The sequence below is a fragment of the Acinetobacter sp. G18 genome, from assembly GCF_052660225.1.
In genome coordinates, this window is sequence record NZ_CP109658.1 from 865,082 (window position 1) to 889,493 (window position 24,412).

Annotated in this window: 21 protein-coding genes; 8 read left to right on the forward strand and 13 right to left on the reverse strand. The window is 36.8% G+C overall.

What is annotated here, in order from left to right; translation table 11 throughout:
- Positions 1–73 precede the first annotated feature (73 nt).
- Positions 74–1,405, reverse strand: coding sequence for an MFS transporter (locus NE363_RS04085; protein ID WP_346788781.1), 1,332 nt, complete (start codon positions 1,403–1,405; stop codon positions 74–76).
- Between the two features lie 373 nt (positions 1,406–1,778).
- Between NE363_RS04085 and glpK the strand changes: the two genes are divergently transcribed.
- The gene (gene glpK, locus NE363_RS04090; RefSeq protein WP_311069491.1) at positions 1,779–3,287 is read left to right on the forward strand and encodes a glycerol kinase GlpK; all 1,509 of its coding nucleotides are present in this window, start codon (positions 1,779–1,781) and stop codon (positions 3,285–3,287) included.
- A 149-nt stretch (positions 3,288–3,436) separates the two neighbouring features.
- Positions 3,437–4,951 carry a glycerol-3-phosphate dehydrogenase gene (gene glpD / locus NE363_RS04095; RefSeq protein ID WP_445535871.1) on the forward strand — a complete coding sequence of 505 codons (1,515 nt, stop codon included), beginning with the start codon at positions 3,437–3,439 and terminating at the stop codon, positions 4,949–4,951.
- 41 nt (positions 4,952–4,992) lie between these two features.
- Here the strand turns inward: glpD and NE363_RS04100 are convergent, their stop codons facing one another.
- Positions 4,993–6,825: a phosphoenolpyruvate carboxykinase (GTP) gene (locus NE363_RS04100; RefSeq protein WP_004699652.1), complete on the reverse strand. Its 1,833-nt coding sequence runs from the start codon at positions 6,823–6,825 to the stop codon at positions 4,993–4,995.
- Positions 6,826–7,216: 391 nt separating this feature from the next.
- Between NE363_RS04100 and NE363_RS04105 the strand changes: the two genes are divergently transcribed.
- A complete protein-coding gene (locus tag NE363_RS04105; RefSeq protein WP_445535872.1) occupies positions 7,217–8,155 on the forward strand; it encodes a diacylglycerol/lipid kinase family protein in 939 nt (312 codons plus the stop codon).
- Positions 8,136–8,888, forward strand: a complete 753-nt coding sequence (locus NE363_RS04110; protein ID WP_445535873.1) for a metallophosphoesterase family protein — start codon at positions 8,136–8,138, stop codon at positions 8,886–8,888. Before NE363_RS04105 ends, NE363_RS04110 begins: the two co-directional genes overlap by 20 nt.
- Positions 8,889–9,038: 150 nt before the next feature.
- On the opposite strand, the gene NE363_RS04115 is transcribed toward NE363_RS04110, so the two are convergent.
- From NE363_RS04115 to NE363_RS04155, 9 genes are all read right to left on the reverse strand, one after another.
- Positions 9,039–9,401: a transposase gene (locus NE363_RS04115; RefSeq protein WP_445535874.1), complete on the reverse strand. Its 363-nt coding sequence runs from the start codon at positions 9,399–9,401 to the stop codon at positions 9,039–9,041.
- Between the two features lie 260 nt (positions 9,402–9,661).
- Positions 9,662–9,943: a hypothetical protein gene (locus NE363_RS04120; protein WP_445535875.1), complete on the reverse strand. Its 282-nt coding sequence runs from the start codon at positions 9,941–9,943 to the stop codon at positions 9,662–9,664.
- A 332-nt stretch (positions 9,944–10,275) separates the two neighbouring features.
- Positions 10,276–10,455 carry a hypothetical protein gene (locus tag NE363_RS04125; RefSeq protein ID WP_445535876.1) on the reverse strand — a complete coding sequence of 60 codons (180 nt, stop codon included), beginning with the start codon at positions 10,453–10,455 and terminating at the stop codon, positions 10,276–10,278.
- Positions 10,456–10,553: 98 nt separating this feature from the next.
- The gene (locus NE363_RS04130; protein WP_068935489.1) at positions 10,554–10,859 is read right to left on the reverse strand and encodes a hypothetical protein; all 306 of its coding nucleotides are present in this window, start codon (positions 10,857–10,859) and stop codon (positions 10,554–10,556) included.
- 16 nt (positions 10,860–10,875) lie between these two features.
- The gene (locus tag NE363_RS04135) at positions 10,876–12,270 is read right to left on the reverse strand and encodes an RHS repeat-associated core domain-containing protein (protein WP_445535877.1); all 1,395 of its coding nucleotides are present in this window, start codon (positions 12,268–12,270) and stop codon (positions 10,876–10,878) included.
- A 9-nt stretch (positions 12,271–12,279) separates the two neighbouring features.
- Entirely contained in the window at positions 12,280–13,122 is an 843-nt protein-coding gene (locus NE363_RS04140) for a hypothetical protein (RefSeq protein WP_445535878.1), read from the reverse strand.
- Positions 13,123–13,427: 305 nt separating this feature from the next.
- Positions 13,428–14,474, reverse strand: a complete 1,047-nt coding sequence (locus NE363_RS04145) for an RHS repeat-associated core domain-containing protein (RefSeq protein ID WP_445535879.1) — start codon at positions 14,472–14,474, stop codon at positions 13,428–13,430.
- A 291-nt stretch (positions 14,475–14,765) separates the two neighbouring features.
- On the reverse strand, positions 14,766–15,218 hold the full coding sequence (locus NE363_RS04150) for a hypothetical protein (RefSeq protein WP_445535880.1): 453 nt from the start codon (positions 15,216–15,218) through the stop codon (positions 14,766–14,768).
- Positions 15,211–15,774: a hypothetical protein gene (locus NE363_RS04155; RefSeq protein ID WP_445535881.1), complete on the reverse strand. Its 564-nt coding sequence runs from the start codon at positions 15,772–15,774 to the stop codon at positions 15,211–15,213. The genes NE363_RS04150 and NE363_RS04155 overlap by 8 nt, the downstream gene beginning before the upstream one ends.
- Before the next feature lie 431 nt (positions 15,775–16,205).
- Between NE363_RS04155 and NE363_RS04160 the strand changes: the two genes are divergently transcribed.
- On the forward strand, positions 16,206–16,496 hold the full coding sequence (locus NE363_RS04160; RefSeq protein WP_004652030.1) for a co-chaperone GroES: 291 nt from the start codon (positions 16,206–16,208) through the stop codon (positions 16,494–16,496).
- Between the two features lie 58 nt (positions 16,497–16,554).
- Complete coding sequence (gene groL / locus NE363_RS04165; RefSeq protein WP_068935468.1) at positions 16,555–18,189, forward strand: chaperonin GroEL; 1,635 nt, start codon at positions 16,555–16,557, stop codon at positions 18,187–18,189.
- Between the two features lie 174 nt (positions 18,190–18,363).
- Here groL and NE363_RS04170 read toward each other — a convergent pair whose 3' ends face one another.
- Positions 18,364–18,738 carry a diacylglycerol kinase gene (locus tag NE363_RS04170; protein ID WP_445535882.1) on the reverse strand — a complete coding sequence of 125 codons (375 nt, stop codon included), beginning with the start codon at positions 18,736–18,738 and terminating at the stop codon, positions 18,364–18,366.
- Between the two features lie 107 nt (positions 18,739–18,845).
- On the opposite strand from NE363_RS04170, the gene NE363_RS04175 reads away from it, so the two are divergent.
- On the forward strand, positions 18,846–19,808 hold the full coding sequence (locus NE363_RS04175) for an MBL fold metallo-hydrolase (RefSeq protein ID WP_191028906.1): 963 nt from the start codon (positions 18,846–18,848) through the stop codon (positions 19,806–19,808).
- Positions 19,809–19,851: 43 nt separating this feature from the next.
- Here the strand turns inward: NE363_RS04175 and NE363_RS04180 are convergent, their stop codons facing one another.
- Positions 19,852–20,991: a glycerophosphodiester phosphodiesterase gene (locus NE363_RS04180; RefSeq protein ID WP_086497540.1), complete on the reverse strand. Its 1,140-nt coding sequence runs from the start codon at positions 20,989–20,991 to the stop codon at positions 19,852–19,854.
- A 264-nt stretch (positions 20,992–21,255) separates the two neighbouring features.
- Between NE363_RS04180 and NE363_RS04185 the strand changes: the two genes are divergently transcribed.
- On the forward strand, positions 21,256–24,351 hold the full coding sequence (locus NE363_RS04185; RefSeq protein WP_445535883.1) for a multidrug efflux RND transporter permease subunit: 3,096 nt from the start codon (positions 21,256–21,258) through the stop codon (positions 24,349–24,351).
- The last annotated feature ends 61 nt before the right edge of the window (positions 24,352–24,412 follow it).

A 24,412-nucleotide genomic window follows, 5' to 3' on the forward strand; every position in this document is an offset into this window, starting at 1 on the left:
GAAGGGTTGTTTGTGCTTATTCGCTTGGTTAGAGCCAATATTAACTGACGATATTGGCTCTAATTGTAAAATATTAATGCTCTTTAATTTTTGAATGATGCTTAGTGTCTTTCATAAAAATATAAATGAGTAATGAAATGAAAATCATGACACTGACATAAATAAAGTACCAAGATTCATGTCCAGCCTCTTTGAAACTTAATGCGAAAAACTCTGCTGTGCCACCAAACAAAGTATTGGCAATCGCATAGGGTAAAGCTACTCCTAAAGCGCGAATATGAGCAGGGAAAAGTTCGGCCTTCACTACAGCATTAATTGAAGTGTAGCCAGTCACCATTACTAGACCTCCAAAACATAACCAAAATGCTGTCCAGTAGTTATGCGTGTTTGCAAGTGCATCAAATAAAATGTATGTGAATAAAACACCTGTTATTCCGAAGAAAATCATAAGAGGTTTTCGACCAATTCGGTCTGATAAAGCACCTGCTAAAGGTTGTAGACACATGAAAATAAATAACGCTAAAGTGGTAATTTGAGTAGCTTCAGGTTTAGAAAAACCAGAAGTATTTACTAAATATTTCTGTAAATAGGTCGTGTAAGTATAGAAAGCTAAAGTACCACCAGCAGTTAAGAATAATACGGTGAACGCTTCTTTAGGGTAGTGTTTAAATAAAGCAAACATACCCGATTGTGGTTGGTCTTTTTCAGCTTGAGCATTTTTAAAAGATTGAGTTTCTAGTAAGCCACGACGAATACGGAACACAACAATCGCAAGTAAAGCGCCAATAAAGAATGGAATACGCCATCCCCAATCATGCAATTGTTGTTCGGTAAGTACCATTTGTAAAATGAGGAGTACACACAAGGCAGTGAGCTGTCCAGCAATTAAAGTGACATATTGAAAGCTTGAGAAAAAACCACGCCGATTTTTTTCTGCCATTTCACTTAAATAAGTAGCGCTTGCACCATATTCACCGCCTACGCTTAGGCCTTGTATTAAACGTGCAACAACCAGAAGTAATGGGGCAAATACACCAATGCTTTCATAAGATGGTGTAACTGCAATCAGTAGAGAACCAACACACATTAAAGTAACGGAAAGTGTAAGGCCCGCCTTACGTCCTTTACGGTCTGAATAAATCCCCATAATCCATGCGCCGATGGGACGCATAAGGAAACCTACTGCAAAAATTGCAGCTGCTTGTAGGAGTTGAGCTGTTTGACTTCCTTTTGGGAAAAAGGCATGAGCAAAATAGAGCGTAAATGCGGCATATACATACCAGTCGTACCATTCGACAAGGTTGCCGGCAGAACCGCCCAAAATTGATTTTAGACGAGTTTTTGTATCTAAATTAGAATGTGGAGGTGTTGCGGTAGAAGGTTGATCAACCATGATTCGCTCCATGTTTTGCTTGGGTTGAATGCTAAAAAAGAGAAGATTTATTCTGATTTTTCATATTATCTAGAAGAGTATTTCACTTTATTTTTTTTATGTCTGTAAAACAATGTTTATTATTTAAGCGAAGGAATAAGTTGAATATTTATGTGATTTCAAATCAGTCGACCAACTGGTTTTTGTGATCTTATCTGAAACTTTGGGCTGTTATTTTTTCCCAATTAGTAAAAACTGATAAAGAATGAGCAATGTTTGGAAGAAGAAAACCTATATCCCTTAAAAATAATGATATATTCCAAAGAAAATTTTAAATAAATACAGTTGGACATAATGTCTTAGCATTGTGGACTAGATGTGTGTAGATAATGAAAGGGACATTCAGATGTCAAATTGCCCAAAAAAATATATTGTTGCTTTTGATCAGGGAACAACAAGCTCAAGAGCAATTGTTTTAGACCATGATGCAAACGTTGTCAGTATTGCTCAAAAAGAATTTACTCAAATATATCCTCAGCCGGGTTGGGTTGAGCATGACCCTATGGAAATTTGGGCAACACAAAGTGCGGTATGGGTAGAGGCATTGGCTCAAGCTGGCATTAAGAGTGAACAAGTTGCGGCAATTGGCATTACAAACCAGCGCGAAACTACAGTTGTTTGGGATAAAAAAACAGGCAAGCCGATTTACAATGCAATTGTTTGGCAAAGCCGACAGACGACTGAAATTTGTAATCAATTGCATAAAGCTGGTTGGCAAGAATATATCCGTAAAACAACGGGTTTAGTCATTGATCCTTATTTTTCGGCCACAAAAATTAAATGGATTTTAGATCACGTTGACGGAAGTCGTGAGCGCGCTAAGCGAGGAGAGTTGTTGTTTGGTACGGTGGATACATGGTTAATCTGGAAATTAACCAATGGCGGTGTTCACGTCACTGATTTTACCAATGCTTCACGAACTATGCTGTTTGATATTGAAAAGCTTGAATGGGATGAAAAGCTTTTACAGGCCTTAGATATCCCTAAAGCAATGTTACCTGAGGTACGAAGTTCATCTGAGGTTTATGGATATACACATACCATTAGTGGGCAAGAAGTCGGTATTCCAATTGCGGGAATTGCAGGTGATCAACAAGCTGCGCTTTTTGGACAAATGTGTGTTGAGGCAGGACAGGCTAAAAATACTTACGGTACTGGCTGCTTTTTACTCATGAACACGGGTAAAAAAATTGTCCGTTCAGAGCATGGATTACTCACAACTATTGCATGTGGTGCGAGCGGTGAGGTGAACTATGCTTTAGAGGGTGCCGTATTTAATGGTGGCTCTTGTGTACAGTGGTTACGTGATGAGTTAAAAGTCATTAAGAACGCTAAAGACTCTGAGCTTTATGCAACACGGGTAAAAGACAGTAATGGAGTATATGTAGTTCCTGCTTTTACTGGATTAGGTGCACCGTATTGGGACCCAACAGCGCGTGGGGCAATTTTTGGTCTGACACGTGGAGCCAGCATTGAACATATTATTCGTGCAACTTTAGAGTCCATTGCTTACCAGACAAGAGATGTACTTGATGCCATGCAGCAAGATGCCGAAGAAGAGCTTCGGACTCTCCGTGTTGATGGTGGCGTAACGGAAAATAATTTCTTAATGCAATTCCAAGCCGATATTTTAGCGACACCAGTAGAACGCCCAATAATGAAGGAAACAACTGCTTTGGGTGCAGCTTTCCTTGCAGGTTTGGCGACGGGTTTTTGGCAGGATCTTCATGAGTTGAGAAATAAATCTGCCATAGAAAAGGTATTTGAGCCAAAAATGTCTGCTGAACAATCTGAGCTGATTTATAAAGGTTGGCTTAAGGCGGTTAAGCGTAGTCAAAATTGGGCTGAGGATTGATTTTTTCTTAAATTAATTAAATTGTAGAGTAATCAATTAATGGCTAAAGGTTTGCTAATTCAAATTTGATTATTCTACTTTTTAGATTGTTGTTTCATCAATTTGATGTTTTAATTTTTATAAGATCAACAATAAAAAGAATATGAGAAATGAAAATACAATCTAATGATTATTCAAAAGTATATGATATTGCCGTAATTGGTGGCGGTATTAATGGCGTCGGTATTGCTAATGATGCAGTAGGCCGTGGATTATCCGTGTTTTTATGTGAAAAGGATGATTTAGCCAGTCATACCTCATCTGCTAGCAGTAAATTAATTCATGGCGGTCTACGTTATTTAGAACATAAAGAATTCAGGTTGGTCAGAGAAGCATTAGCAGAGCGAGAAGTGTTGTTGGCTAAAGCGCCACATATTATTGCACCAATGCGTTTTATTATGCCGCATCGGCCACATTTGCGTCCTGCTTGGCTAATTCGAGCTGGTCTATTTTTTTATGATCATTTGGGAAAACGAGAAAAATTATTAGGTTCAAATCTGATTTATTTCAAAGAAGATAGTCCTTTGAAACCAGCTATAACGCGTGGGTTTGAATATTCTGACTGTACTGTAGATGACGCACGTCTTGTTGTATTAAATGCGCTACAAGCTAAAGAGCAGGGTGCCAAAGTCGTGACACGGACTCGATGTGTGAAGGCTTATAAAGAACAAGAACTGTGGTACTTGGAACTACAAAGTGGAGCTGAGGTTTATCAGATACGTACAAGAGCTTTAGTAAATGCAGCTGGTCCTTGGGTTGAAGAAATTATTAGTGAAAACCTAAACTTAAGATCACCTTATCAAGTCCGATTGATCCAAGGAAGTCATATTGTTGTGCCAAAGCTATATGACTGTCATAAAGCCTTTATTATGCAAAATGAAGACCGACGCATCGTTTTTGCAATTCCATATTTAGAAAAATATACCCTCATTGGGACAACAGATCAGGAATATAAAGGTGATCCACAAAAGGTAGAGATTACCGATGTAGAAATAGATTATCTTTTGACGGTCACAAATTCACATTTTAAAAAACAGTTAACGCGAGCAGATATTGTAAGTCAGTACTCAGGTGTACGCGCTTTATGTGATGATGAGTCTGATAACCCTTCGGCAATTACCCGTGACTATACTTTGGCACTACAGGCAGAAAATAATGCACCATTGTTATCGGTATTTGGCGGCAAGATTACGACTTATCGAAAACTGGCTGAGGCTGCTTTAGAACATTTGTCTCCGTTCTTTAGTGAAATGGCAGAGGAGTGGACTGCCAATAAGCCATTACCAGGTGCTGAGAACTGGACCACTCTAGATGATTTAATCAACCAGATTCAATTACGCGTAAATGGAGTTTCTGAATCCCTTGCCAAACGTTGGGCTCATGCATATGGCACAAGAGTTTGGAGCATGCTCCATGAACGAAATGCTATAGAACAATTGGGGCAAAATTTTGGTCACGATTTATTTGAATGTGAAGTTAAATATTTATGTGGATATGAGTGGGCAAATACTGCAGAAGACATACTCTGGCGAAGATCTAAATTGGGTTTAGCGTTTAATGAGACACAGGTAAAAGTGTTAGAAGCTTATTTATCTGAACGTCGACTAAAAGATGATGCCGCATAATAAAAAAGGCCGCATAAAGCGGCCTTTTTTATATTCAGCAATTAGAAGCCAGTTTTCACAGCTTCAAGTAAAGCTGCTTGACGTTCTTTTAATGCTTTTGGTAAGCGCTCACCAAGTTTATTGAATAACTCAGTGTGGCTTTCAATTTCAGTAACCCACTGATCTTTATCTTGAGCTGTGATAAGGTCAAATTCTTCTTTAGAGAACTCAGTACCTTCCCAGTTCAAGTCATCGTAAGTTGGAACAAGGCCAATTGGTGTTTCAACAGCGTTTGCACGACCTTCACAACGGTCAATGATCCACTCAAGAACACGCATGTTTTGACCGAAACCAGGCCATACGAAGTTGCCTTCAGCATCACGACGGAACCAGTTTACATTGAAGATTTTTGGTAATTTATTACCAGCAGCTTCAGCTTTTGTACTTACTTCTTGACCAAGGCTTAACCAGTGATCGAAGTAGTCAGCCATGTTATAGCCAGCAAATGGAAGCATCGCGAATGGGTCACGACGAACGATACCTTGTTGACCAACAGCAGCAGCTGTAGTTTCAGAACCCATAGTTGCAGCTTTATAAACGCCGTCAACCCAGTCAAAAGCTTCAGAAACTAAAGGAACAGTATCTGCACGACGACCACCGAAGATGAATGCAGAAATTGGAACACCTGCTGGGTTTTCCCAATCAGCATCGATAGATGGACATTGACCAGCTGCAACAGTGAAACGAGCATTTGGATGTGCTGCTTTTTCGCCGTTTACGTGAGGTTGACCTTTCCAGTTCGTTAAGTTTGTTGGAACTTCTTTAGAAAGACCTTCCCACCATACTTGGCCATCTTCGGTTACTGCTACGTTTGTGTAGATAACATCTTTATGAAGAGTTGCCATACAGTTCGGGTTAGTCTTGGTATTTGTACCAGGCGCTACACCGAAGAAACCAGCTTCAGGGTTAATTGCATATAAGCGACCGTCTTCACCTGGTTTGATCCAAGCAATATCGTCACCTACAGTTTCGATTTTCCAACCTTCATAACCTGCTGGTGGAATTAACATCGCAAAGTTTGTTTTACCACAAGCAGATGGGAAAGCAGCAGCGATGTAGTGTTTTTCACCTTGAGGGTTAGTTACACCAAGAATAAGCATGTGTTCAGCTAACCAACCTTGTTCGCGTCCCATGACAGAAGCGATACGAAGAGCTAAACATTTTTTACCAAGTAATGCGTTACCGCCGTACCCAGAACCGAAAGACCAGATTTCACGAGTCTCAGGGTAATGAACGATATATTTCTCTGGGTTACATGGCCATGCAACGTCTTTTTGACCTTCAGCAAGTGGTGCACCTACTGTGTGTACACAAGGAACGAATTCGCCGTCTGTACCTAATACGTCATAAACTGCTTTACCCATACGTGCCATTTTGCGCATGCTAACAGCAACGTAAGGAGAGTCAGTTAACTCGATACCGATATGAGCAATATGGCTACCTAAAGGACCCATAGAGAAAGGAACAACGTACATCGTACGACCTTCCATTGAACCTTCAAATAAACCATTTAATTTTTCACGCATAACAGCTGGATCTTCCCAGTTGTTTGTCGCACCAGCATCTTCTTTATTTTGAGAGCAGATGTAAGTACGATCTTCAACACGCGCAACGTCAGATGGGTCAGAATTTGCAAGATAAGAACCAGGATGTTTTTCTTGGTTTAATTTCTGCATGGTGCCGTTAGCGATCATCAAGTCGATTAGACGTTGAGATTCTTCTTCGCTTCCGTCACACCATTCGATTTTTGCTGGTTTGGTTAAGTTTGCAATTTCTTCAACCCATGCTATAAGCTTAGGATGACGAACGAATTCTGGTGCGTTCACTGTGGTCATGGTGAGGCCTATTCAAAATATGTACAACGTACAAGTCTATTCATTGGGGTACAATGAAAGATCAAATAAAAAAGTGGCTGTATTAAAGCATAAAATCATAAAAAAAATAAGACTAAAGACTAACAATTAGATATTTGGGTTTCTGAATGTTTTTTAATGAAAATCATTTGGTTAGAGTTTTTTATACGGTTTATACTTTCATATTTTTATGTTGTATGTGTGTTATTTATTAAAATTATTTTGTTTAAAATCAATAAATTAACTCTTAAATATTTCTTGAGAATTATTATTGATTAAACAAATGAAGATCATTCAAAATTTACATAAAGAGACTTTTAATAGGTGATTTTATATACAAAATAGAATAAACATCCCTATTTACGATAATAAAATGCGGCCCTTAAAACCTCTTTCAATCATCTACAATGAAAAATCAGGATTTCATGCTTCAAAGCATGAAGATGTTTATGAGCAACTGATGACCGCGTTAACAGAACATGATTTTGAGATACAAGTTTTTGAATTAAATGAAAATACATCATTTGATGATTTGATGAATAATGTGATCCATCGGCATTCACAAAATGAAAATAGAGGGGTGGTTGTTGCAGCTGGTGGGGATGGCACTTTAAATGCTGTTGCATCTAAACTTAAAAATACATCTATTCCAATGGGAATTTTGCCTTTAGGGACTTTTAACTACGTTGCTAAAGTTTTAGATATTCCATTAGACCTTTTGAACGCAGTAGAAGTTATTGCCACAGGTACACCTCGATCGGTTCATATAGCAGCAATCAATGATCATATTTATTTGAATAATGCCAGTTTAGGTCTATATCCACTCTTTATTAAAAAGCGCGAACTTTACAATAAATATTTAGGAAGGCTTCCTTTACATGCTTATACCTCAGCTTTAGATGTTTTATTAAGAGAAAATAAATCCATGAAGTTGTCGATAACGGTAGATGGGAAAAAATATCCAGTTAAAGCACCTCTAATTTTTTTTGGAAATAACCAATTACAGTTGTGTGATATGAAACTCAGGATTGCAGAATGTGCAGCACAGGGAAGAGTGGCTGGAGTTGTAATTACAAAAAGTGATAAGCTGAGTTTACTGAATATGCTTTGGCAATGGGTTCAAGGTAAAGTTGAAGATGCAGAAGACGTATATAGTTTTTGTGCAGATCATGTTGTGGTGGAATGTGCAAAGAAATCGAAACTTACAGTTGCTTTAGATGGTGAAATTATAGAAATGAAACCACCTTTAAATTTCACTGTAGAAAAGAATGCTTTAAATATTATGGTGCCGAATGTTATTACATCTGTCTGATTTACACTTTGGCACAGAAAAAAAAGAGTGTTTAGAGGCGATAAGATACTTTTGTATTCAGCAACAGCCTGAAGTGATTGTTGTGAGTGGGGATATTACCCAACGTGCCAGATATGAACAATTTTTTAAATGCCGACAGTTTTTAGATAGTCTCAATATTCCTTATCTTGTGGTGCCTGGAAATCATGATATTCCCTTGTATCATGTCTGGAACCGTTTTTTTTCTTCATTTACCCGATATCGATATTTTTTTGGTGAACTAGAGCCGACTTTAGAAACCGAACATTTCTATATTGTTGGGGTAAACAGCATACGTCGTCGTTATCACACACGTGGGCATATTTCGATTGAACAAATTCAAGATACTTATGAGCGTTTAGAGAAAGGGCCAAAAGATAAAATAAAGCTGGTGGTTTTCCATCAACCTTTTTATACACCACCTGACAATAAGCATGGGATAAAGGATTGTCCGGTTTTGGGAAAAATTGCCTTAGAAAAGTGGAGTACAACAGGATTATTTGGAATGTTGCATGGCCATCTCCATAAAACTGCTGTATATGATTTAACGCAAATTTATGATTTAGAAATAGATCATCCTATTTATGATATTCATGCGGGTACAGCAACTTCGACTCGTTTATATCATCACAATCCGAATAGCTTTAATACAGTTTCAAATGAAGGGGAAATTAATCATTATTGGTTTAATGATGATTTAAAGATTTTTGTATGAAAATTCCTATTATTTTTCTTTCAAGAATGTTGGAATTATCTTTTACAATCTTAATTTTAAGGTAAATATTTAAATAATATAGAATATAAAATTATTTTTAATTTCAATAGAGAAATATTTCTATTTCTCTATTGATTATTCTTTAGGAGCCTAGGTTATATTTGTGGTTGATAAAAAGTCATCTTGTAAATCTCCATTTAATATAACTTTATCTTCTTCAGGGGAATGGTATGTGAGTTGAAAATCCCCTCGTACTCCATCTAAAGAAACTGGACCATCAATGATACCTAAGACTGTACTTGTAGTGTCAATAATAGTTTGTTGGATTATTTTGAATAATATTTCTTTCTCCTTTAAAGGTAAAGATTGATAAAAATTTAAAGTATTAAGCCAATATGGATCTTTCTCTATATTTTTATCAATTTGGGTAGATTCATAAATTTCCTTATAAGTAACTATATAGTCATTTAAAATAACTTCTTTTAACTTATTAATAAAAACTTTCGAATTCATTTATATCTCCTCATTATTTTTTCTTAAGATAGGCTTGATACATCGTCTTATTCATGTTGATCAAGTATTGCAATTGGATATTGGGAATATCTGAGTAAACTCTACGAAGTTCCATAATATCCTTTGCTATAACTCTATGAGATGTTAATGACTCAGATACATTGCGAGCAACAATACCAGCTCTAGGTTTAGCCGTCATATGTCCATTTTATTACTTTTTAAAATAAATAGAGAGAGTTAACCCTCTCTATTTATTGGGATTAAGCATCATTAATCGCATATTCTATTATTCTATTAACCTGATCTTCAACAGTGAGTTTATTGAAGCTTGGTATTTGTGATAGATCACTTAGCAGATCCTTTACAATGAATATTTCAAGAAAATATTCATAAACTTTATCACGGTCATTTATTTTCATTGCTCCGTCTTCAGGTTCTTCTATGACTATCGCATCTGATAGAGTTGTCCAAGGAGATTCAGCATAAATAGTATATTCATCTGAAAAATTCTTTATATTTGATACAATATTAAGTAAGTTCATATAGTTATTTCCCCCCAAATTGAATATCCGCCTTTTCCATTAGGATGGAAAATAGGTCAAAGGACTTCCTGATTTCTAGGAACTAACTGCATTTTACTAGGTTCTACATTATGGTGTCAGGTCCATCCGGCTGGAGAGGTTCTCGGTGCAAGCCCTGTTGAGGTAAGCGATATGTTTATTCCCATATTTTTGATGGTACTTGAAAACTGAGGATCACTTTTCATAGCAGATAATAAATTTTGATTTGCTTCCTGATAATGTCTTGCTCGAGAAATAGCAGTATAAGAAGAATTAGCTCATTTCATAAGCTACGGAGTATGCAATAGGTTTTATTATAGAACAGGTTTATCCCCTAACCATACATACTCAACTAGTGGTACACCATCGGCATTGTATTCACCAATTAGATGGCTGTTTTTATCATAAACGAACTGAACAGCATTAGTTTTCCATGCAGTACTGTTAGCTGTATAAGCGCGAACAGTACGTTCGTTTTTATGCTTATACTTCATGTAATACTGAGGCATAGAAACAATAATATATTAAAAAAGAGCCTTGATAGTTTTTATCAAGGCTCTTTTTTATGATCTTAAAGGTAATAAGATTTAATTTATTGTAATGCAGTTAAAAAGTTCTTAATACTATTGCTTAATTCAAACGTTATTTTTTTATCGATATCAAGATACGAAACAGCGCCTGAGCTATGGCGGATAATATAATTTCCAAGATGATCTTCAGCAATAGCGCGAATCTCTTTTCCTGTCCACCAATCTAATTGTAACTGCCCACCGTAACCCAAGCCTATGCGCGGGTATATCTTGACTATAATAATATCTACTCCTCTAGATTTATCTTTAAAAATATGCTTTTGTTCAAGATTTTTAATTGATCGTTGAACTAAATCATCTAGAGACATCGTCTAATTCCTTTAATTAAAATTTTGGAGAAATAGTATTGCAGTATTGTCCTGAAGATAGACATTCATGTTTTCGAATATCTTCAGGTAACATTATCAATGATAATTTTTCTATAGTATTTAAATTTTGGAATCTTTCTGGGTGCAGTTGTTGCTCTACTAATGGAGTAATAAACAATAATGAACCTAAAGTCCCTAATCGTGTATTTGCACTTCCTACTTCTGTTTGAAAACTTTTAATATTTGAATAACCCTTTGCAGGTAATTGGTCTAATTTTCTTAATTCAGAAATCATGGTTCCTTTTAATTGGTTTCTTACATCGATAGGGAGATTAGGTGCAACTTTAATATCATGTTTGGGCTTAAAGCTACCATCAGCATTCCATATACCTTGTTCAATAAGTTTCGTACCCTGTTTTCGATAAACATGGACTTCAAATGTTCTTTGATTGTTTAAATTATATGAGTCAACTCTAGCATGATAGTTACCACCTAAAGATTGTGGAGCAATTTTTTCAATAGCATTTCGATTATTGCCGACATTATATTCATTTGCTAAGCCTGTTGCATCTACAAACGTAATAGGATTTGCGCCAGCATAGATATAAGGATTTAATCCACCTTTTAGGCCAATACGGTCAGGTTCCACATAACGTCCTAACACTGGGTTATAGAAGCGGTTATGGTTGTAGTGTTGTTTAGTCACTTCATCATAGTACTGACCAGGGAAGCGCAGGTTAAAGTTCACATTCTGAACATCTGGTGTACCTACACCGAATGCAGTCGAGTCCCACGCCCAAACAGTAGTGGTACCATCAGCAGCATCAATTAAACGACGTGGAGTATTCTGTGCATCGCTCGCAATCCAGTAAGTTTTAGCTGTAGTCCCAGAGCCATAGATTGCAGCAACAGGTTTATCACCTAACCATACATACTCAACTAGTGGTACACCATCGGCATTATATTCACCAATCAAGTGACTATTTTCATCGTAAACGAACTGAACAGCATTGGCTTTCCATGCAGTACTGTTGGCAGTATAACCGCGAACAGTACGTTCGTTTTTATGGTTATAAGTCATGTAGTACTGAGGAGCCGTTGCAGCACCACTAGTAGTTTTATCTTCACGACGGTTACCAGCATTGTCATAAGTTGGCGTAAAGCCACCATAGATCAACTCAGCATTAGCGGTATGAGAAACAGGAGCTCCACCGATAGTGGCAAGCTTGTTACCCGTATAGGTATAAGCCACATTGGCTTGCGGTTGTTGATGAGTACTGGTTGCAGCAAGACTTAAACGGTTACCGTTTTTGTCATAAGTGTAGGTAATACCAAAGACACTTGTTGCACCATTTGCACGAGCTTCGGTCAGCAGACGGTCAGCATTACTATAAGTAAAGCTGTCAATCAATCCGTAGAATTAACTATATTTTTTAATATATTCTAGAAGACTTTCTTCATAAAAATCGAAGCACATATTGATATAGTATGCAGCGATATCACAAAGAATAAATAACCACTTTAGCTCAGTAGATGCACTTTCTTGGTATAGTCCATGATGAAAACTTAGACTATCTATTGCTGGATGTTCAATTCTATTAAAAAAGAATTTATATGAATCTATAAAAAAACCTCCTTTAATAAATATTGGAAATGGAGGCAATCTTCCATATTTTTTTATTTCATGATCTATAAATTTTATATCTACTTGTATAAAAAAAATAATTTGATCATTAACTATTTTTTCTAAAATTAAACCATTTGGTATTTTATTTATTGAATATTCTTTACCTAAAAAAAATTGTAGAAAATATGTATATATTTCCCCATTTATATTTTTATTTGATAATATTTTTTTATTAAAGAAATCTATTTTTTCTTTATCAATTTTTGCCCAGTAATTTTGGTATAATTTTATTTGGTAATTATGAAATTTTAAATAGTAATTTGAAGGAATTTCTTTAATAAAGTTAAATTGCTCACTAAAATTAATGATGTGTTCATTTGTAAAGAAATCTGATGGTTTACTAATGCTATAGGAATATTTTATGACATCATTAAATATACTTTCTATTCTATATTTTATATCATCTTTTTCGAAAACTATATTCTCATTTTCATATTTACATAGATTAAATGCTTGCATCAGAAGATAACAGTCTTTATCAAATGTAGTTAAAATTAAAGATTTTTCTAACATTTTTTTAGAATTTTCTAAAAGGAATTGATTAAAATACTTTTTAAATAAATCAACTTGATCCATATTATTTCCCTGCATGTTTAGAAAGATGGTTTAATAAACCATCTTTCGTTGTAATAATTAAGGTACTATATGAAGCATTTCTGGAGCAGGATGGAACATTCCTCCATTACCCGAAGTATTATTATATCCATAATCAAAGCTCCTATTAGGTTTTAATTGAATAGATGAGTCAAAGTTGAAAAATGGTACTTTTAAATAATCACTGAAACTAATAGGGGTAGCACTATATCCTAGTAGACCGGCTTGCGGGTTTAGAATATTGTAGTCAAAGCAATATGGAGTCATCCCAACCAATCCAGTTAGTGTTAAATTCGTAAATGGTAAAGGATTCCACCTTGTATCCCTGCTGACCAATTTCCTCCATATTGCTTTTGGGCTTGAAGTACATACCCTTGTATTTGATTAATACTTTGTCCAAACTTCAAACCTGAAGCATAGCTCATAGGCTTCAATTCCCAGATAGAACCAACTTTTTGTAATGGATTAAAATATGTTAAATCAGCTCGGCCATTTCGTCCCAAGGTATTGAAACTTAGTTCAGATTTCCAGTTAAAATTACCCTTCATATTGTAATTAAAATTAACCCAATTACTGAGAAGATAATGTGCAGTTATACCAACTCTCCAAGCAGGTTGTTGATCTGCTCTTTCAACAGCGCGTCCTTTCTGGTCAACATTAGTAATAGGATTTCCATTTGCATAAGTATAAGGATTCAACCCACCTTCTAAACCAATACGGTCCGGCTCTACATAACGGCCTAATACAGGGTTATAGAAACGGTTATGGTTATAGTGCTGTTTAGTCACTTCATCATAGTACTGACCAGGAAAGCGCAGGTTAAAGTTCATATTCTGAACATCTGGTGTACCTACACCGAATGCAGTCGAGTCCCACGCCCAAACAGTAGTGGTACCATCAGCAGTATCAATTAAACGATGTGGAGTGTTTTGAGCATCGCTCGCAATCCAGTAAGTTTTGGTTGTAGTCCCAGAGCCATAGATTGCAGCAACAGGTTTATCACCTAACCATACATACTTAACTATTGGTATGCCATCGGCATTATATTCACCAATCAAGTGACTATTTTCATCGTAAACGAACTGAACAGCATTGGCTTTCCATGCAGTACTGTTGGCAGTATAACCGCGAACAGTACGTTCGTTTTTATGGTTATAAGTCATGTAGTACTGAGGCGCAGTTGCAGCACCACCAGTCGTTTTATCTTCACGACGGTTACCGGCATTGTCATAAGTTGGCGTAAAACCACCATAGATCAACTCAGCATTGGCGGTATGAGAAACAGCAGTTCCACCAATAGTTGCCAACTTATTACCTGTATAGGTATAAGCCACATTGGCTTGAGGTTGTTGATGCGTACCAGTTGCGGCAAGGCTTAAACGGTTACCATTTTTGTCATAGGTATAGATAATACCAAAGAGGGTATTGATAATTAAGGTAGCAAGCCATAATAGTTACGAGCTCGCTTCTAGTACAAATCTTAATAAGATTAGTTTGAGAGTGTTGGTGTGTATTGATGGTTGATGGTTGAATTTTTTATAGTATTTTCTTTCTGGTATGGATTATCTGATAGGGAGATAGTACGGATTGGCTAATGAAATTAACCAATCCGTTTAGCAGAATATCTATTTTTTGTTTAATAGTAAGTTTTCGTGTAACTTAGTTTGAATTTCTAAATGGCTGCTGAATTCATCAATACTTTCAATTAATTCAATCCAATATAAAGCGCTACCTTTGTAGATTATGCAAAAGAGTCGGCCATTTACACAAAATACATCAACATCTAATTTATTAGATTCAAATTTGAGTGTTGTAGTTGCTAATAGAAGTTCCTCGGTCCTATTGGGAAAACGCAAGGTGTCATCAAAGACTGGTTTACCAGTTTTTAAGTCAATGACGTAAAAATCACTTTCTACTCCATGCGGAAGTCGTTGAACTTTATTAATTGCTCTTATTTGTTTGTCCCATAAGGGTGTAACTTCTGGTGAAAGCTTATTACGAATGTTATCTAAAATCAGCATTTCTAGCTTATTTAACTCATTCAAACCATATAGTTTTTTCTTGAACCAATTAATCATTTTTGATTATCCCAACAGAACCATAAGCTCCACCTACAATAGCACCTTTATATACTAACGGGATTCTATTATATTGCTGAATGTAAGTAGAAGGCATTGCATTAACTTCTTTAAATGTTTTTGGCATAAATTGGTATCTAAATGGATCTGATAGAGCATGTGTTTTTGTAGGAACATAGTTACCGTTCCATTTATTCCCTTTTTGAACCAACCATTTACCAAAATCATTATCTAAAAAAGAAATTCTACTTTCAGTTTGCTTTGTATTTACAAAGCGACTTGGTACCCAATGAGAAAATTCAAAACCTTTCGCAGGTGCCCCCGCCATTGTCATACTACGTACACCGCCCCCAATAGTAGATAAAACAAGTGAGGGTAAACTACCGAAGCTATAGGCAGATGAGTTGATATCTGCTGTTTCAAAACCATAAAACCAATTACTAATAGGCTGTCCTAATCCTAGAGAAATTCCATTCGCAAATCCCATTATATAATTATAAGTAGCCCAATAGTTCGCTTCATCATCTCTTTGAGCATTTAAAAACTTTGAAGTCATTAGAAATAAGGAAAATGGAATTATAGGTGTTTATAGTCCATCATTTAAAAGGCCTATAAAAATTAAGAACTTTTCTCAAGAATTGGTTGGTTTTGAAAATGCTCACAGTTATAGAGATTGGAAATTTTATATAAATCAATAAATTATTCCAGATTTTCAGAGTATTGTTACTTCCTTAAAATTATTCAGAAAGAGAGTCATTTAATTGGATGAGATAAGATGCCTAATAACTTTTTGGTTATTTACTAGTTATTTTTACAATAATTCTCAATAACCTGTTAAAAAACGACCAAAAAAGACAAGTTTTTTTTCATTTTCCCCTTGAAGCCTTTTTTTTCATCCCCACAAAAGTGACATCTAAATATTTTGTTATTGCTCTGGATTAAGGCAATAACGATTAATCAAAAAGACTAAGTCTGATGGAGTTAACTATGAGCAACATTCGTCCATTACATGATCGCGTTGTGATTCGTCGTGTAGAAGAAGAAACCAAAACTGCTGGTGGTATTTTATTGCCAGGTTCTGCTGCTGAAAAACCATCTCAAGGTGAAGTAATTGCAGTAGGTAATGGTCAAATCACTGATAACGGCGTACGTGCTTTGGATGTTAAAGTTGGTGACAAAGTGTTATTCGGTACTTATGCAGGTACAACAGTTAAAGTAAGCGGTGAAGAACTCTTAATCATGAAAGAGTCAGACATCTTAGCTGTATTAGAAGGCTAATCGATTCATAACTCAATTCATTATCAGATTCAGTATTTAAAAAGATTCGGAGTTTAATATGTCAGCTAAAGACGTAAAATTTGGTGATTCAGCTCGCTCAAAAATGATTGCAGGCGTAAACGTACTTGCAGATGCGGTTAAAGTGACTTTAGGTCCTAAAGGCCGTAATGTTGTGATCGACCGTTCTTTCGGTGCGCCGCACATCACTAAAGACGGTGTGACTGTTGCTAAAGAAATTTCATTAAAAGACAAGTTTGAAAACATGGGTGCTCAACTTGTTCGTGAAGTTTCAAGCAAAACTAACGACATCGCAGGTGACGGTACAACAACTGCGACTGTACTTGCTCAAGCAATTTTAAACGAAGGTATCAAATCAGTAACTGCTGGTATGAACCCAATGGATTTAAAACGCGGTATCGACATTGCAGTAAAAACTGTAGTTGAAAATATCCGTTCTATTGCTAAACCAGCTGATGATTTCAAAGCAATTGAACAAGTTGGTTCTATCTCTGCTAACTCTGATACTACTGTTGGTAAACTTATTGCTCAAGCAATGGAAAAAGTAGGTAAAGAAGGCGTAATCACTGTAGAAGAAGGTTCTGGCTTTGAAGACGCATTAGACGTTGTAGAAGGTATGCAGTTTGACCGTGGTTATATCTCTCCGTACTTTGCTAACAAGCAAGATACTTTGACTGCTGAACTTGAAAACCCATTCATCCTTCTTGTTGACAAAAAAATCGGCAACATTCGTGAATTGATTTCTGTTTTAGAAGCAGTTGCTAAAACTGGTAAACCACTTCTTATCATCGCTGAAGATGTTGAAGGTGAAGCGCTTGCAACTCTTGTTGTAAACAACATGCGCGGCATTATCAAAGTATGTGCTGTTAAAGCTCCTGGTTTCGGTGACCGTCGTAAAGCTATGCTTCAAGACATCGCAATCTTGACTGGCGCAACTGTTATTTCTGAAGAAGTTGGTATGTCTTTAGAACAAGCGACTCTTCAAGATTTAGGTACAGCGCACAAAATCACTGTTTCTAAAGAAAACACAGTTATTGTTGATGGTGCTGGTGATGCTGCTGCTATCGCTGAGCGTGTTCAACAAATCCGTGCTCAAATCGAAGAATCTACTTCAGAATATGACCGTGAAAAATTACAAGAACGCGTTGCTAAATTGGCAGGCGGTGTTGCTGTAATTAAAATCGGTGCAGCAACTGAAGTTGAAATGAAAGAGAAGAAAGACCGTGTAGACGACGCTCTTCACGCAACTCGTGCAGCAGTTGAAGAAGGTGTTGTTGCAGGTGGTGGTGTTGCGCTTGTACGTGCTGTAAACGTTCTTGACGGCTTGAAAGGTGCTAACGAAGACCAAACTGCAGGTATCAACATTTTACGTCGTGCGATCGAAGCTCCACTTCGTCAAATCGTTGCGAACGCTGGTGATGAGCCATCTGTAGTGATCAACGCTGTTAAGGGTGGTGAAGGTAACTTCGGTTATAACGCTGCAACTGGCGAATATGGCGATATGTTAGAAATGGGTATTCTTGACCCAGCTAAAGTAACTCGTTCTGCACTTGAGCACGCTGCTTCTGTTGCTGGCTTAATGTTGACTACAGAATGTATGATTACTGACATTCCTGAAGACAAACCAGCTGCTCCAGACATGGGCGGTATGGGTGGAATGGGCGGCATGATGTAATTCAACATCAACGTCTAAATAAAAAAATCCCTGCATTTGCAGGGATTTTTTTTTATTTCATATATAAATTAAGAAAAAGTTAAGTTGATATTCTTAAACTTATAGTCAGGAACAGTAGCTGTAGTTCCTCTTTTTTGTTACACCATGCTTATCCTTTTATAAGCATGGTTTTTTTTAGCCTAATAAAATGATAAGCCACGTCACTGCAATAATAAACAGTGCAACAAACTGTGCAGCACTTCCCATATCTTTGGCATTTTTAGAGAGTTGATGTTTTTCAAGTGATACGCGGTCAACTACTGCCTCAATCGCAGAATTGAATAGTTCTACAATAATTGCAAATAAACATACAATGACCATAAGTGCATGTTCACCACGAGTCACATCTAGGAAAAAGCTAGTAGGGATAAGCACGACATTAATTAAAACAATTTGTCGGAAAGCGGCTTCATTTTTATAAGCTGCTTTAAATCCTGAAATTGAATAACCTGTCGCATTCAAGATGCGCTTGAGTCCGCTTTTGCCTTTGTAGGGAGAATAACTATTCATTCACTTATATTTTTAACACTTTTCATGCATTATATATCGCGGCCCTCAAAAAAAATATTAAATCTTTTTTAAAGATTTTGACTTTATAACTTGATAGAGAAGAAGAGATGAAAAAACTATTTGTAGCATTAGGACTTGTCATGGGTGGCTTACATGTAAGCTATGCAGAGCCTGCTTCAGCTCAGCAAGTACCGGGATATTATAAGCATCAATTTGGTAATTACCGCATCACCTCTTTACTTGATGGCACCATTTATTTAGACCCTAAATTATTCAAAAATTTGAGTCAGGCTGAGAAGACTAAAATTTTAACTAAGTATGCAGCTGTTAATGAGAAGGGCATTCAAACTTCGGTAAATGCATTTTTAGTAGATGACGGTAAAAGTTTGACGCTTGTTGATAGCGGTGCCTCAAGCTGTTTTGGCCCGCAGTTGGGGTCGATTGCTAAAAATCTTGAACTGGCAGGCTATCAACTTGCTAACGTGAAAACGGTTTTATTGACACATTTGCACCCAGACCATGTTTGTGGAATTGCTAAAGATGGAAAAGCAGTATTTCCTAATGCAACGATTTATGCGCATGAACGTGAAGCAGATTACTGGTTAAATCCAGCTTCTGAAAAAACAGTACCAGCAAATCAAAAAGAAAATTATTTAGGTACTGTTAAAAATGTAAAAGCTGCACTTGCACCTTATGAAGCGAAAAAAGCATTCAAAACCTTTAAAGATGGCGATGTCATTCAAGGTTTTGAAGTAATCAATACACAAGGGCACACACCAGGTCATCATAGTTTCCGTTTAAAGAGCAAGGGTCAACAAATTGTCTTTGTAGGGGATATTGTCCACTCACATTCTTTGCAGTTTGATGCTCCAAAAACTGGCGTAGATTTTGATGTAAATTCCGAGCAGGCAATTAACACTCGTTTGAAAATGTTTGCTGAAATTTCAAATAAACAGCAATGGGTAGCTGCTCCACATTTGCCATTCCCGGGGATTGGCCATGTATATAAAGTGAATGCAGAGCAATATCAGTGGATTCCTTTATATTTTAATAACAGTCTTGAGAAGTAAAAAAATGGGGCATTCAATGCCCCATTTTTTATTAAGTATTTAATTATTTTGTTGTTTTCTCAAAATTAGTCACAGCTTGACGGCCAAGTGCAGGATCATCGGTAAAGACACCATCAACGCCTGCTTTAAAATATGCTTCGAACTCTTTTAAAGCACCTGTTGGACAACGTTCAGCAGGTTTATCGCTACATTTTAAAGGTTGTGGTAAAAAGTTGTTTTCTGGGCGGAAAGTATATGGATGTACTTTTAAGCCAGCGGCATGTGCATCGCTAATAAATGAAGTGGTTTGTACTGAACCATCAGTATTGAAATTAAGAATATAGTTTTTGCTTGGGCCAACGCCATTTGCATATTTAGCAACATCTTTTAAGCTTTGTGCTGTGGCCAAATCACCATACGTCTTAGATACACCAGATTCAACAAAGTCGGCTGGTCGAGATGTTTTTGCATCATATAACTGAATGATTTGTGCATGTTTAAGTGTCTTATGAAGGTCAAGTTGATCTTTTAAATATTTTAAATTGCTGACTTCAAAAGACTGCAAATAGATAGGTGCGATATCACGTGTATATTGATACTTGGCTAGAGTTTTAAGAAGTGTGTCCTCCATAGCCAAATTTTTATTTTTAAAATAAGTCGGATGTTTAGTTTCGATATATAAACCAATAATCTTGCCAGTTTTTTTATAATTTGCTTCGGCAAGTTCAATGACTTGTTCGAGCGTCGGAATTGAATAGAGGTCATTGTAAGCTGTATTTGCTGGTCGGAACTCAGGAATACGCTCACGTGCTTTAACTTGTTGTAATTCATTTAAGGTGAGGTCTTCAGTAAACCAACCCGTTAAATTAACACCATCAATATTTTTGGTGGTTTTGCGGTCCGCAAATTGGGTAAGAGTACTGATATTGGTAGTCCCACCAATTTCGTTTTCATGACGCGTAACCAATACACCATCTTTTGTTGACACCAGATCGGGTTCGATAAAGTCAGCACCATCATCAATCGCTTTTTGATATGAAGCTAACGTATGTTCAGGACGTAAAGCGCTAGCGCCACGGTGTCCGATAACTAAAATTTTAGGAAGTTGATATTCTGGTGTAGTTGGTGTCGTCTCAATTTTATCATCGTCATTACAACCGACCAAGCTAACTAAACTTAAGCATAAAAGTGCTTTTCTAAACATAATTCTACTCATATTGTTTTAGTTGAAACGACTCAAGTATTAAGATTTAGTTTGACATGATCATGAAGAATTCATGAATTTTAAGTGACACTAGTTAACTGGTTCTTTATTGCTTTGTTGGAAATATTCAAACGCGCTTTGTTTTTGTCTTAATTACATTTATTGTTTTAATTCTACTTGTCTTTTTTACATTGCTCGTTGATGATCACATGGTCTCAAAGCGGCATTTACTTCTGTTAATTAACGACACTATACCGGGCAGCCATGCTATCTAAATTTTTTATTGAACGTCCTATTTTTGCCAATGTCCTGGCGATCATTGTTATGGCTTTCGGTATTTTTTCGGTCATGAATTTACCTGTAGAACGATATCCAGATATCGCGCCGCCGAAGATTACAGTGTCAGCCAACTATAGTGGCGCAGATGCGCAAACGGTTGAGCAAAGTGTGACTCAAATTTTAGAACAGCAAATACAAGGGATTGACCACTTACTCTATTTTAGTTCATCAAGTGATTCATCGGGACGTAGCCGAATTACCATTAGTTTTGATAATGGAACCAACCCAGACACTGCTCAGGTCCAAGTCCAAAACAGTATTAGCGGTGTCATACGCCGTTTACCCGATGAAGTTCAGCGCCAAGGTGTGACAGTCAGTAAGTCACTAGGTGATACTTTTATGGTAATTGGTTTATATGACTCGACAGGTAAAACGGGAAATATTGAGCTATCAGACTATTTAACTACGCACGTGGTAGATAACCTGAACCGTATTGAAGGGGTGGGTGAAACTGATGTATTTGGTTCGCAATATGCGATGCGTATCTGGTTAAATCCGGACAAGTTAAAACAATATAATTTAATGCCAAGTGATGTGGCCAACGCAATCACTGCCCAAAATACCCAAGTTGCTGCAGGTGCAATTGGTGATTTACCAGTCATTGATGGACAATATTTAAATACAAAAGTGACCGCAGGTTCTCGACTCAAAACAGTGGAGGACTTTAAAAATATTGTTGTAAAGTCGAATAAAACGGCGAGTTATGTTTACTTAAAAGATATTGCACGAGTTGAGCTTGGTGCAGAGAACTACCAGTCCTTTAATACGATTAATGGTTATCCTGCGGCAGGTTTAGGTATTTCGTTATCTTCTGGTGCAAATGCAATTCAGACCTCTAAGCTCATTCATCAAACCTTAGATCAGCTCGCAACTAAATTACCAGCTGGCTATAAGATCGTTTATCCAAGAGATAATACGCCGTTTGTTCAAGAGTCAATTAAGGAAGTTGTTAAGACCCTTGTAGAAGCGATTATTCTGGTTATTTTGGTCATGTTCCTATTTTTACAAAGCTGGCGCGCCACTCTTATTCCGAGTATTACCGTGCCAGTTGTTATTCTAGGGACTTTTGCTGTCTTATATGTGCTCGGGTTTAGTATTAACACATTGACATTATTTGCATTGGTACTCGCCATAGGTTTGTTGGTTGATGATGCAATTGTGGTGGTTGAAAACGTTGAACGGCTTATGCATGAACAGCATTTAAGCCCTAAAGAAGCTGCGATTGAGTCAATGGGTGAAATTAGTGGGGCCTTGGTTGGGATTACTTTGGTTTTAACCGCAGTTTTTATTCCAATGTCTTTTTTAGGTGGCTCAATTGGGGTGATTTACCGCCAGTTTTCCATTACTTTAGTTGCCGCTATGGCACTATCGCTGGTTGTTGCACTTGTATTAACCCCCGCCTTATGTGCATTAATTTTAAAACCGAACTCTGAACCTAAGCGTTGGGCAATTTGGTTTAACCAAAAAATTGATCAACTTAAGAATAAATATATCAAGCTTGTTCAGACGAGTATTGATTACAGTAAATCAGTTATTGTGATTTTTGTTGCGCTCATAGCAGTTTTTACGCTGTTCTATAGTGGTTTAAAAAGTGGATTTATTCCTAAAGAAGACCAAGGTATTTTAAGCGTTCAAATTAAATTGGTAGATAGTGCTCCAATTTCTGAAAGTCAGAAAATCGGTGAGCAAGTACGCCAATACTTTCTGAAACAAGAAGATAAAAATGTTGATTTGGTTCTAATTCGTTACGGTCGAAATAATGCCGGTACCGGACAAAATTTAGCACAAGGCTTTGTTGCTTTAAAACCTTGGGATGTCCGTACTGCAAAAGAAAACTCCGCTGACGCTATACAAAAGCGTGCAATGAAATATTTTAGTCGTTTAAATAATGCTCAAATTAATGTGACCTTACCACCTTCAGTAAATGGTTTAGGCCAAACGGATGGTCTAGATTTTTGGATTCAGGACTTAAATGGTCAAGGTCAAAACTTCTTAGATGGGATGTTCCGACAGTTACAAACTCAAAGTAAAAACTATTCAACTTTCGAAAATTTTGATAAGCAGTCTACCAATAGTAAAGCGAATCTGAATATCAAGATTGATCAGAAACAGGGTTTGGCAAATAGTTTGGAACTCTCAGCAATTAATAATACGTTATCGAGTGCATGGGGTGGAACTTACGTAAATGACTTTATTGATCGGGGCCGTATTAAACGCGTCATGATTCAAGGTGATGCCCAGTTTAGATCTAAACCTGAAGATTTATATAATTGGTCTGTGCGTAATAGCCAAAATGAAATGGTGCCTTTTAGCTCATTTGCGAACTTTAGCTGGGGCGGGGCACCGGAAATTGTGAAACGCTATATGGGATATAGTGCTTTACAGCTACAGGCAGATGTTGCGAGTGGTAGCAGTTCTGGTCAAGCCATGAAGGATGTTGAACAACTCGTAAATCAACAAAAAGATATAGGTTTAGCTTGGACAGGCTTGTCTTTTGAAGAGCAGAAGTCGACGAATCAGGCTGTATGGTTATATCTGATTTCGGCTGGTTTTATTTTCTTATGTTTAGCTGCTTTGTATGAAAGCTTAAGTATTCCTACTGCTGTAATGACTTCTATTCCGCTAGGTGTAGGAGGAAGTGTCATTTTCTCTTATATCTTTGGTTTACCAAATGACGTGTATTTCCAAATTGCACTTTTAACTACGATTGGGTTGTCATGTAAAAACGCAATTTTAATTGTTGAGTTCGCTGCATTAGCTCAAGAGAAAGGAAAGAATGCTATTCAGGCTGCTCTAGAAGGCGCGAGCTTGCGTTTAAGACCGATTTTAATGACTTCTTTAGCCTTTGGTGCTGGGGTGATTCCACTTGTGTTTGCACAGGGTGCTGGTGCGGTGAGCCGTCAAGAAATTGGTATTAGTATTTTAGGTGGTGTGATGTTTGGTACTGTGCTGGTTTTATTCTTTATTCCAGTGATGTACGTGTTATTACGCTCACTGTTTAAAGCGAAAGCTTCGAGTTAAAAGCAAACAATTTAAAATCAGGCATTAAATCAAGTATATTAAGTTTAACTTCTCTTCATAT